The following is an 11,554-nucleotide window of genomic DNA, read 5'->3' as shown; positions in this document are numbered from 1 at the left end:
AGGCTCGCCCGGCCGACCGGCTGCACAAGCATCGAGGATGACATGACGAGACGACTCCTGATCCGCGCCACCGGCGCCGCCCAGGCCGGCCAGCTGGCCGGCCTGGGCCGTGCCCTGGCCCAGAGCGGCGCGCGGCTGCTGGACATCAACCAGAGCGTGACCTTCGGCATCGTGTCGCTGGAGGCCCTGGTGGGGCTCGACCACGACAGCGACCTGGAGGGCGCGCTGTCCGCCGCCGGCGACCGGCTGGGGCTCGATGTCCAGGCGATCCAGATCGGCGCCGAGGACTATCACCGCTGGAGCGTGCAGGCCAGCCAGCCGCGGCTGATCCTGACCCTGCTGGCGCCGCACCTGCCGGCCGGCATCCTGGCCGAGGTCGGCGCGCTGACCGCCGAGCAGGGCCTGACGGTGGAGCTGATCCACCGGCTCTCCGGCCGCGAGCCGCTGGACGGCGGCGTGCCCGGCGAGCATGACGCTATCCAGGGCGCCTGCGTGGAGTGCTGGCTGCGCGGCGACAACGTCGACCTCGAGGCCCTGCGCGAGAAGGCGCTGGCGCTGGGCGCGGCCCACGGCGTCGACATCGCCCTGCAGGAGGACTCCATCTGGCGCCGCCACCGTCGCCTGGTGTGCTTCGACATGGATTCGACCCTGATCCAGGCCGAGGTGATCGACGAGCTGGCGCGCCGTCACGGCGTCTATGACGAGGTGGCCGAGGTCACCGAGCGGGCCATGCGCGGCGAGCTGGACTTCCAGCAGAGCTTCCGCGAGCGCATGGCGAAGCTCCGCGGCCTCGACGAGTCGGTGCTGGCCGAGATCGCCGAGGAACTGCCGCTGATGGACGGCCTGGAGCGGCTGATGCGCCAGCTCAAGCGGCTCGGCTATCGCACCGCGATCCTGTCCGGCGGCTTCACCTACTTCGCCCACTACCTGCAGGAGCGCCTCGGCTTCGACGAGGTCCACGCCAACGAGCTGGTGATCGAGGACGGCAAGGTCACCGGCGAGGTGCGCGAGCCGATCGTCGACGCCGACCGCAAGGCCGAGCTGCTGTGCCGGATCGCCGAGCGCGAGGGGCTGTCCATGGAGCAGACCATCGCCGTGGGCGACGGCGCCAACGATCTGAAGATGCTGGCCGCGGCCGGCCTCGGCATCGCCTTCCGGGCCAAGCCGCTGGTGCGCCAGCAGGCCCGGCACTCGCTCTCGACCCTGGGGCTGGACGCGGTGCTCTACCTGATCGGCTATCGCCAGGGCGACCTGGAGGAAGGACGCGGTGAGCGCTGACCTGCTGACCTGGCGCGACCGCTTCGAGCGGCTGCGCGCCAACAAGGCGTTCGAGACGCTGGTGATCGCCATCATCATCGTCTCGGCGCTGCTGATCGGCGCCAAGACCTACGAGCAGTCCAGCCACATCCAGCACTGGCTGCTGGCGCTGGACACGGCGGTGACGGTGTTCTTCCTGGTGGAGATCCTGATCCGCATGGGTGCCGAGCGGCGGCTGCGGGACTTCTTCAGGAAGGGCTGGAACGTCTTCGACTTCCTGATCGTCACCGCCAGCCTGATCCCGCTCGACGAGTCGGAGATGGTGCTGCTGGCGCGGCTGCTGCGCATCTTCCGGGTGCTGCGCCTGGTGTCGATGATCCCCGAGCTGCGGGTGCTGCTGGCGGCGCTGGTCAAGTCGATCCCGCGCATGGGCTATGTGGCGCTGCTGATGTTCATCATCTTCTACATCTACGCCGCCATCGGCAGCTTCCTGTTCGCCGAGGTCGACAATTTCCTGTGGGGCAACATCGCCACGGCCATGCTGACGCTGTTCCGCATCGCCACCTTCGAGGACTGGACCGACGTGATGTACGCCACCCAGGAGCTGCATGCCTGGAGCTGGCTGTACTACCTGACGTTCATCTTCCTGACCGCCTTCATCTTCCTCAACATGATGATCGGCATCGTGCTCGACGTGATGCAGAAGGAGAGCGCCGAGATGGCGCTGGAGAACGGCGAGGGCGAGACGGCGGAGCTCCAGGCGCTGCGCGCCGACGTGCACCAGATGCGCGACCAGCTGACCCGCATGGAGGGCCTGCTGCAGGCCGGCGAGGCGCGCGAGCTTGACAAGCGACCCCCAGGCTGATTTTCTAGGGGCCATGAACATGACATCGTACAGCCTCGTCCTCGACCTACGACTACTAGCCCGCCGCTGAGCGCGCCGGGCAATGCCGTCTGCATTGCCCATTTGTCCAGGTCGAATTCGAGGTTGTCACATGTCCCGCACCGCTACTGTCATTTCCATGAACATTGCCCCTGTCCGTGTCGTACGCGCCGCCCGACCGGTCTGCGGGGTCGCGATGGTCATGAGCGAACACCTCGACGACGCCCCGTCTGCCCTCCGGCAGGCGGGGCGTCGCCGTTTCTGAATCCGATAAACGCCCGGGAGAACGCCGCCATGATGCTCGATAACCCCTCCGCCAAGTACCGTCCCTTCGTGGCCGTCGACCTGCCCGACCGCCAGTGGCCGAGCCAGCGCATCGAGACGCCGCCCCAGTGGTGCGCCGTCGACCTGCGTGACGGTAACCAGGCGCTGATCGATCCCATGGACCAGGAGCGCAAGCAGCGCTTCTTCGACCTGCTGGTGAAGATCGGCTTCAAGCAGATCGAGGTGGGCTTCCCCTCGGCTTCCCAGACCGACTTCGACTTCGTGCGCTCGCTGATCGAAGAGGACAAGGTGCCGGACGACGTCACCATCCAGGTGCTCACCCAGGCGCGCCCGCACCTGATCGACCGCACCTTCGAGGCGCTCAAGGGCGCCAAGAACGCCATCGTTCACGTCTACAACGCCACCGATCCGGTGTTCCGCCGCGTGGTGTTCAACGTCAGCAAGCCCGAGTGCATCCAGATCGCGGTGGACGCCACCACCCGCATCCGCGAGCACATGGCGGTGGCCCCGGAGACCCACTGGACCTTCCAGTACTCGCCGGAACTGTTCTCGACCACCGAGATGGACTTCGCGGTGGAGATCGTCGATGCCGTGGAGGCCACCTATGGCGGCAGCGTCGAGAAGCCGATGATCGTCAACCTGCCGGCCACCGTGGAGTGCGCCACGCCCAACAACTACGCCGACCAGGTGGAGTGGTTCTGCCGCCACGTCGCCCATCGCGATCACTTGATCGTCAGCGTGCACCCGCACAACGACCGCGGTACCGGCGTGGCCGCCGCCGAGCTGACGGTGATGGCCGGTGCCGACCGCGTCGAGGGCTGCCTGTTCGGCAACGGCGAGCGTACCGGCAACGTCGACCTCGTCACCCTGGCCATGAACCTCTACACCCAGGGCGTGCACCCGGGCCTCGACTTCTCCAACATCACGCCGATCATGCGCGAGGTGGAGTACTGCAACCAGTTGCCGGTGCACCCGCGCCATCCCTACGTCGGCGACCTGGTGTTCACCGCCTTCTCCGGCTCCCACCAGGACGCCATCAAGAAGGGCATGGCCGAGCGCCGCGAGAACCCGGAGGCCGTCTGGGCGGTGCCCTACCTGCCGATCGACCCGCTCGACGTGGGCCGCAGCTACGAGGCGGTGATCCGCGTCAACAGCCAGTCCGGCAAGGGCGGCGTCTCCTACCTGCTCGAGCAGGAGCACGGCATCGAGCTGCCGCGCCGCCTGTCGATCGAGTTCAGCCAGGTGGTGCAGGAAGTGGCCGACCGGCTGGGCAAGGAGATCACCTCCGAGATGATCTACCAGGCCTTCGTCGACGAGTACCTCGAGCAGCGCGAGCCCTTCGCCCTGATCAGCCACCGCATGTCCTCCGAGCCGGACAGCCCCACCGTGACCCTCGAGGCCACCGTCGAGGAAGGCGGCGAGCGTCGCGTCATCCAGAGCCAGGGCAACGGGCCGCTGGCGGCCTTCATCAAGGCGCTGGCCGGCGAGGGCCATGACGTCGAGATCATCGACTATCACGAGCACTCCCGCGGCCAGGGCGCCGACGCCGAGGCGATCGCCTACGTGGAGGTGCGCGTCAACGGCGAGGCGGTGTTCGGCGTCGGCACCGACGAGAGCATCACCAGCGCCTCGATCAAGGGCGTGCTGAGCGCGATCAACCGCAAGCACTCCACCGAGGCGCCGGCGGCCAACGTGACCGCCGAAACGCTGGCCTGATCGCCCCCGGCTCGCCGAGCCGGCCTCGCGTCATCGCCCACCCCGTCGAGTTCGCTCGGCGGGGTTTTTTTCGTGGCGTCCCGTCGGCGCGATCAGGCCGAGGCGCTCGCACCGGCCCGGCATTCGCTCGGCGTGAGGCCGAACTCTCGCTTGAAGGCAGTCGCGAAGTTGGGGGCGCGGGTATAGCCGGCCAGTGCGGCGGCCGCCTCGACGCTGGCGCCCTCGCGGATCAGGGCATCGCGGGCCAGCGTCAGGTGATGGCGGCGCAGGAAGCGTCCGAGGGATTCGCCCTGCTGGGCGCGGAAGCGGCGCTGAAGGTTGCTCAGGCTCATGCCCAGTCGCCGGGCCAGGTCGTCCTGGGTGGCGCCCCGGGCCTGGCCGTCGTCGACCATCGCCATCAGCCGTGCCAGGCGGCGGTCGACGGGGGCGCTGTGCGATGCCTCGAGCCGCTCGGGAAGCGGCATCGTCGGGCGCGCCACGGCCAGCGCCTCGCCGGCCATCGCCATGGCCAGGCCACTCAGCTGTAGATGATGAGCGGCATCGTCTCGCGCCAGCCGTTCCGGCGCGAACAGCTGTGCCGCCAGGGTCAGCAGGCCCGGTGACGGTGTCCAGTGACGCAGTCGCGGCATGGCGTCGGGGGCGGTATCGAGGATGTCACCCTGACCGTGACGCGCCAGCCAGTGCGGCGACAGGCCGAGGGTCAGGGTGCGCTCGAAGTCGCCGGCCCGGCCGAGGCGGGCGAAGGTCGTGGCCCGGGGCAGGCTGACCACCACGCCGGTGGCGCTCGCCTCGGGGCCCAGGTGGACCTCATCGGCGCCATAGCGCACCCGGGCCGTGCCATCGATCACCAGGGCGATCTTGAGGCCGGCCGGCAGTTCCGCCCGGCTGGTGAGGCCGAAGCGATCCCGGACCTCGGCCAGTCGCAGGCGCATGCCCGGCTGCATCTCGGCGACGCGCATATGGCCGTCGAGCAGGGCGGTGCGACGATCCCAGTCCGGGGCGTCGAGCCGCTGGTGGCGGACCAGCGGCGCGGACAGATCGCGCAGCTGCCTGGCGTCGATGCCGTGATCGAAGGCGGTCTCTCCCATGGGGTCTCTCTCGTCGACAGCGGCCGGGCGCATCGCCGAAGCGCCGGTTCGCGGTGTTTGCAAAGCCATTCGCCCGAGGCGCAAAGGCGACGGGCGGGGGTCGCTGACATAATGCCCTTCCGCCGCTAGTGTAACGCATTCTCATTTGAGAATGGCGCCGCGCGGCTCGAAGGCACGACAAGGGAACGTGACATGATCATACGAGAAGGCGACACCTTCCGCTCCAAGGCGCTGCTGGGCGGTACGCTGGCCCTGATGGGATTTGCCCAGACCGCGCTGGCTCAGTCGATCGAGGAGGCCGCGCGCCTCGACACCATCACGGTCGAGGGCAACCGGCTCTACGAGATGCTGCCCTCCGAGACGACCGGCGGCTATGGCATCGATGCCGCCACCGTCGGCACCAAGACGCCGGCCGCACTGCGCGATATTCCGCAGTCGGTGAGCGTGGTGACGCGCGACGCCATCGAGGACCAGGGCTTCGCCACCCTGGACGAACTGGGGCGACGCACGCCGGGCATGCGGGTGCTCTCCAACGACAACGGCCGTTCGTCGATCTATGCCCGCGGCTACGAATACGACGAGTACAACATCGATGGCCTGCCGGCCCCGATGTCGAGCATCACCGGCTCGGTGCCGTCGCTGGCGGCCTTCGACCGGGTCGAGATCATGCGCGGGCCCTCGGGGCTGTTCAACAGCACCAGCGAGATGGGCGGCATCGTCAACCTGGTGCGCAAGCGCCCGACCCGCGAGTTCCAGGGGCACGTCACCGGCAGCGTCGGAACCGATGATCGACGGGGCGCCCAGGTCGATGTGGCGGGACCGGTCGATGCCGCCGGACGCATCCGCGGCCGGCTGGTCGTCGATCACACCGAGCACGCCCGTTTCGTCGACCAGAACGACAACGATCAGGATGATCTCTATGCGGCGCTGGACATCGATCTCGACGAGGCGACCACCCTGGGGCTCGGCTTCCTGCACCATCGCAAGGACATCGTGGTCAACAACGGCCAGCCGGTGGGCAGCGACGGCGAGCTCCTGTACGGCGATCGCTCGGACTTCTACGGTGCCGACTGGAACGATTTCGAGAGCCGCTCCGACGACTGGATCGCCGAGCTGACCCATCGCTTCGAGGGGGGCGGCGTCGGGCGCCTCGCCGCGCGCTACGCCGACCGCGAAGCCGACTACAACTACGCCTTCGGCGGCAGCGCCCTCGACGAGAACGACACGCTGAGCGTGGCCGGCGCCGCCGGCAGGGTCGAGCAGCAGGCACTGTCGCTGGATGCCAGCTACAGCCAGCCGTTCTCGGCCTTCGGCAGCGTCAGCGAGTTCGTGGTCGGCAGCGACCACAAGCGCTACGACACCGAGACCCAGACGGGGCGCGCACGCAGCATGACGTCCTCCTCCGTCACCCTCGAGGGGCTCAACGATCTGGCCTACGTCGACGTGCTCGACGCCGCGCGGGCCGGCCAGAGCGGCTACAGCTACGGCGACACCGAGACCACCCTCGAGGAGAGCGGTCTCTACGGCAAGCTGACCCTGCGCCCCGTGGCATCGCTGGCGCTGATCGCCGGCGGGCGGCTGAGCCACTACGACGTCGAGCTGACGGATCACGTGGCGGACGACCGCCAGAGCCGCAGCGACGAGGAATTCACGCCCTATGCCGGCCTGGTCTACGACCTCGACGCCAGCCACTCGATCTATGCCAGCTACTCACAGGTGTTCAAGCCGCAGACTTCAAGTGATGCCGATGGCGATCTGCTCGAACCGCGCGAGGGCGAACAGTTCGAGGTCGGCATCAAGGGCAGCTATCTCGGCGGTGCGCTGAACGCCCGGGTCAGCGCCTTCCGGCTAGAGGACGAGAATCGGGCGGCCACGCCGGACGATCCCGGCGCCGACTATGTGGTCGGGGTGGGCAAGATGCGCATCCAGGGCGCCGAGTTCGAGGTGACGGGCAGTCTGACCGAGCAATGGGACCTGATCGCCGGCTACACCTATCTGGATACCGAGGTGCAGCAGGCCTCCACCACCCGTGACGACGGGGTCTTCCTGCTGATGCCCCACAGCGTCGTCAACCTGTGGACCCAGTACGGCTTCGAGGGTGGCGCGCTGGACGGCCTGAGCCTCGGCGGGGGGGTCACCGCGATGAGCGACTTCGCCTCCAGCAGCGGCGTCGAGGCGCCGGGCTATGCGGTGGTCGACGCCATGGTCGGCTACGACTTCGGCGCCAACCTGAGCGGCCAGCTCAACGTCCACAACCTGCTGGACCGCGATTACTACAATCGCGTCGGCGGGGTGAGCACCTTCAACATGGCCGGGGCGCCCGCCAGCGTCGTCGCCTCGCTGCGCTATGACTTCTGAGTCGTTCGACGCCGGGCACCACGGCATGCCGTGGTGCCCGGCTTCCCTGCGAGCGGCCCTGTCAACGGGGCTGCTGGCGCTGTGCTGGGCGGTGGCGAGCATGGCCCAGGGGGCGACGCCACCCGGCGTGACGCTGCCCGGGTCGCGCGAGTTCAGCCTGGCCTCGGCCGAGACCGGTGGCGACTACCTGATCCAGGTGTCGCTGCCCGACGCGCCGCCGCCGGCGGGCGGCTACCCGGTGCTCTACCTGCTCGACGGCAACGCGCGGCTGCCGCTGGTGCAGGCCGCGCGCGACACCCTGACGCGGCGGGGCCCGAATGGCGACGGCAGCCCATGGCTGATCGTCGCCATCGGCTATCCCGACACCCGGCGCTTCGACCTCGAACGCCGTGCCCTCGACTACACCCCGGCGGTAGCGGGGCGTGACGAGGCCGACGACAGGCACGGCGGGGCGGATGCCTTCCTGGACTTCATCGAGTCGCGGCTCAAGCCGGAGATCGCGTCGCGTTTCCCGGTCGATACCGCACGCGAGGCGCTGTTCGGACACTCCTACGGCGGGCTGCTGACGGTGCATGCGCTGATGACGCGTCCGACCCGCTTTGCGCGCTATATCGCCATCAGCCCGTCGCTGTGGTGGTACGGCGAGGCACCGCTGGCGCATCTGGCGGCCCTCGGCGCGTTGGAGCGCGAGGACGGCGAGGCGCCGCGGGTGATGCTCGGCGTCGGCGGGGACGAGCAGACGCCGGGCGAGGGCGATCTCGGCACGCCGCGGGCCGAGCGGCTGCGCGAGCGGGCCATGATCGACAACGCCCGGCGTTTCGCCGACTGGCTGGCCGTGCATCGGCCGGGCTGGCGCGTCGGGTTCTCGGTGTTTCCGGGCGAGGATCATGGCAGCGTGATGTGGCCGGCGACCCGGGCGGCGCTGGCCTTCCTGCACTCGCCCTGATTGCCGCCGCCGGGCTTACAGCGGCGTCTTGCTGGCCTCGCCCGGCACCTCGCGGACCAGCGTCGGCATCAGGAAGCCGGGCAGGTGCCGGCGCAGCTCGGCGACCAGCGCCCGGGCCGCCTCGTCGCTCACGTCGAAGTGGGCGGCGCCGGCCACCGGGTCCAGCACGTGCAGGTAGTAGGGCAGGATGCCGGCCTCGAACAGCCGCTCGGAGAGCTCGGCCAGCGACGCGACGTCGTCGTTGACGCCTCGCAGCAGCACGCTCTGGTTGAGCAGGGTCACGCCCGCGGCCTGCAGCCGTCGGCAGGCCTCGACCACCGCCTCGTCGATTTCCCGGGCGTGGTTGATGTGCAGCACCATGACCTTCTGCAGCCGCGTGCCGCCGAGCCAGTCGAGCAGGGCGCCGTCGATGCGGTCGGGGATCACCACCGGCAGCCGGGTGTGGATCCGCAGCCGCCGGAGGTGCGGGATGGCCTCCAGCCGTTCGACCAGCCAGGAAAGCTGGCGGTCGCTGGCCGCCAGCGGGTCGCCGCCGGAGAGAATCGCCTCAACGATGGAGGTATCGTCGCGCAGGTAGGACAGCGTCTCCTCCCACTGGGCCCGCGAGGGCGCGTTCTCTTCATACGGGAAGTGGCGGCGGAAGCAGTAGCGGCAGTTCACCGCGCAGGCGGGGCTCGCGATCAACAGCACCCGGCCGGCGTACTTGTGGATCAGCCCGCGCTTCTGGGTATGGTCGGCCTCCTCGAGCGGGTCGGCGACGAAACCGGGCGCGGCGTCGGCCTCCTCGCCGAGCGGCAGCACCTGGCGCAGCAGCGGGTCGCTTGGATCGCCGGGTCGGATGCGGGCGAGATAGGCCTCCGGCACACGCACCTCGAACAGCGCATGGCCGGCCTCGGCGCCGGACACCCACTCGGGGGCGAGGCCCAGGCGGCGGCACAGGGCGTGCGGGTCGCGGATCGCGCCGGCCAGCTGCGCCTGCCAGGCGCCGGGCGCCGGCGTGGCGGGCCGGCACTGCAAAGGAATCGGGCTTCGGGTTATCATGCGGGGCACACTTCGAGGCGGCCGAGGGCTTGCCCCTCGGCCACTGTCATTTGCTTGCTCGCGTCCGCGGCTTCGGCCACCGACGCGCTGGAATATGGAACGATCATCATGGCGAACTATTCTACCAACGAATTCAAGGGCGGTCTGAAGGTCATGCTGGATGGCGACCCCTGCGCCATCCTCGAGAACGACTACGTCAAGCCGGGCAAGGGCCAGGCCTTCAACCGCGTCAAGCTGCGCAACCTGATGACCGGCCGCGTCTGGGAGCGCACCTTCAAGTCCGGCGAGTCCCTGGAAGGCGCCGACGTGCTCGAGCTGGACATGGAGTACGTCTACACCGACGGCGACATGTGGCACTTCATGAAGACCGACGGCTCCTTCGAACAGTACGCCGTCGAGAAGAAGGCGCTGGGCGAGACCGACAAGTGGCTCAAGGAGCAGGTGGTCTACACCGTGACCCTGTGGAACGACAACGCCATCGCCGTGACCCCGCCGAACTTCATCGAGCTCGAGGTCACCGAGACCGACCCCGGCCTCAAGGGTGACACCGCCCAGGGCGGCTCCAAGCCGGCGACCCTGTCCTCCGGCGCCGTGGTGCGCGTACCGCTGTTCATCAACCAGGGCGAGGTGCTGAAGGTCGATACGCGCTCCGGTGAGTATGTCTCCCGCGCCTGACGCCTGAAGTGATGCACTGAGCGGCGCCGAGGGCAGGCCGGCGCGGAGGTCCTATGCCATGGATGGCATCGGTAGCGCCCAGGGAGGGGTCGCAGCGCCTCCGCAAAGGCCTGCCCTCGGGAAAGCCGCGTTGCCGGTGGATCGCTCAAGTAACAAGGTATTCTACAAAGGCCCCTACGCCGGGGCCTTTGTCGTTTGTGGAGAAAGATCGATGACCATTGATTGGCGGCCCACCGCCGAGATCGCGACGCTGCGCGAGCGGGCGCGGCTGATGGCCGAGGTGCGGGCCTTCTTCGCCGAGCGCGAGGTGTGGGAGGTGGAGACGCCGGTGCTCGGCCATGGCGGCAGCACCGACGTGCACCTGGCCTCGCTGTGCTGCGAGGCGGTGACGCCGGCCGGTCGCGAGCGGCTGTGGCTGCAGACCTCGCCGGAATTCCACATGAAGCGGCTGCTGGCCGCCGGCAGCGGGCCGATCTTCCAGATCGCCCGCAGCTTCCGCGACGGCGAGGTGGGCGGGCGCCACAACCTCGAGTTCAGCATGCTGGAGTGGTACCGCCCGGGCCTCGACCTGGACGGCCTGATCGCCGAGACCGATGCCCTGATCCGCCGGGTGCTGCCGTCCGATCCCGGCCCGCTGCGCCGTCGTCGCTACCGCGAGCTGTTTCGCGAACACCTCGGGCTCGATCCCTTTCGCGAACCGCTCGATGCCCTGCGCCGCCGGGCCGCCGAGACCGGCGGGCTCGACATGGCCACGGCCTCGCGCGACGACTGCCTCGACCTGTTGATCAGCCTGTCCATCGAGCCGCACCTGGGCCGCGATGGCATCGACGTGGTGGTGGACTACCCGGCCAGCCAGGCGGCGCTGGCCAGGCGCCACCAAGACCCGGAGGACGGCGAGTGGGTCGCCTCGCGCTTCGAGGTCTACCGGCACGGCCTCGAGCTCGCCAACGGCTACGACGAGCTCACCGACGCCGCGGAGCAGCGCGCCCGCTTCGAGGAGGACAACGCCGCCCGCCGCGCCGCCGGCCTGGCCGAGGTCGACGTCGACGAGCGCCTGCTGGCCGCGCTGGAGGCCGGCATGCCGGCGGGCAGCGGCGTGGCCCTGGGGCTCGATCGCCTGTTCCAGCTGGCGCAGGGCAGGGCGAGCGTGGCCGAGGTGATGGCCTTCGCCACGCCAAGGGCCTGAGTGGATCCGGCGGAGCCTGAGAGGGCCAGGCAACTTCTTGCCCGCTGGGCAACTTCTTGCTCGATCCGGGCAAGATCTTGCCTAACCATAGTGAGTCTTGCGCGGCGATTTTTTCATAA

The 11,554-nt window shown here is 69.2% G+C and carries 9 protein-coding genes; 7 read left to right on the top strand and 2 right to left on the bottom strand.

What is annotated here, in order from left to right; translation table 11 throughout:
* Positions 1–42 precede the first annotated feature (42 nt).
* From serB to leuA, 3 genes are all read left to right on the top strand, one after another.
* Entirely contained in the window at positions 43–1,278 is a 1,236-nt protein-coding gene (gene serB / locus ACGTNF_RS14275; RefSeq protein ID WP_152478317.1) for a phosphoserine phosphatase SerB, read from the top strand.
* On the top strand, positions 1,268–2,122 hold the full coding sequence (locus ACGTNF_RS14270) for an ion transporter (RefSeq protein ID WP_394602248.1): 855 nt from the start codon (positions 1,268–1,270) through the stop codon (positions 2,120–2,122). The genes serB and ACGTNF_RS14270 overlap by 11 nt, the downstream gene beginning before the upstream one ends.
* Positions 2,123–2,434: 312 nt before the next feature.
* Positions 2,435–4,141: a 2-isopropylmalate synthase gene (gene leuA / locus ACGTNF_RS14265; protein WP_394602247.1), complete on the top strand. Its 1,707-nt coding sequence runs from the start codon at positions 2,435–2,437 to the stop codon at positions 4,139–4,141.
* A gap of 92 nt (positions 4,142–4,233) precedes the next feature.
* Here the strand turns inward: leuA and ACGTNF_RS14260 are convergent, their stop codons facing one another.
* Positions 4,234–5,229, bottom strand: a complete 996-nt coding sequence (locus ACGTNF_RS14260) for a helix-turn-helix transcriptional regulator (RefSeq protein ID WP_394602246.1) — start codon at positions 5,227–5,229, stop codon at positions 4,234–4,236.
* Positions 5,230–5,421: 192 nt separating this feature from the next.
* On the opposite strand from ACGTNF_RS14260, the gene ACGTNF_RS14255 reads away from it, so the two are divergent.
* Together ACGTNF_RS14255 and ACGTNF_RS14250 are read left to right on the top strand one after the other, a co-directional pair.
* Positions 5,422–7,587: a TonB-dependent siderophore receptor gene (locus tag ACGTNF_RS14255; protein ID WP_394602245.1), complete on the top strand. Its 2,166-nt coding sequence runs from the start codon at positions 5,422–5,424 to the stop codon at positions 7,585–7,587.
* Complete coding sequence (locus tag ACGTNF_RS14250) at positions 7,577–8,533, top strand: alpha/beta hydrolase (protein WP_394602244.1); 957 nt, start codon at positions 7,577–7,579, stop codon at positions 8,531–8,533. The genes ACGTNF_RS14255 and ACGTNF_RS14250 overlap by 11 nt, the downstream gene beginning before the upstream one ends.
* Positions 8,534–8,548: 15 nt before the next feature.
* On the opposite strand, the gene epmB is transcribed toward ACGTNF_RS14250, so the two are convergent.
* Complete coding sequence (epmB, locus tag ACGTNF_RS14245; protein ID WP_394602243.1) at positions 8,549–9,574, bottom strand: EF-P beta-lysylation protein EpmB; 1,026 nt, start codon at positions 9,572–9,574, stop codon at positions 8,549–8,551.
* Positions 9,575–9,682: 108 nt separating this feature from the next.
* Between epmB and efp the strand changes: the two genes are divergently transcribed.
* Together efp and epmA are read left to right on the top strand one after the other, a co-directional pair.
* Positions 9,683–10,249, top strand: coding sequence for an elongation factor P (efp, locus tag ACGTNF_RS14240; RefSeq protein WP_016856108.1), 567 nt, complete (start codon positions 9,683–9,685; stop codon positions 10,247–10,249).
* A gap of 211 nt (positions 10,250–10,460) precedes the next feature.
* On the top strand, positions 10,461–11,435 hold the full coding sequence (epmA, locus tag ACGTNF_RS14235) for an EF-P lysine aminoacylase EpmA (RefSeq protein ID WP_394602242.1): 975 nt from the start codon (positions 10,461–10,463) through the stop codon (positions 11,433–11,435).
* Positions 11,436–11,554 lie beyond the last annotated feature (119 nt).

The organism is Halomonas sp. B23F22_10, from assembly GCF_043496975.1.
GTDB lineage: Bacteria > Pseudomonadota > Gammaproteobacteria > Pseudomonadales > Halomonadaceae > Halomonas > Halomonas smyrnensis.
The sequence above is the reverse complement of the archived record's forward strand: the minus strand, read 5'-3'. Positions and strand labels throughout refer to the sequence as shown.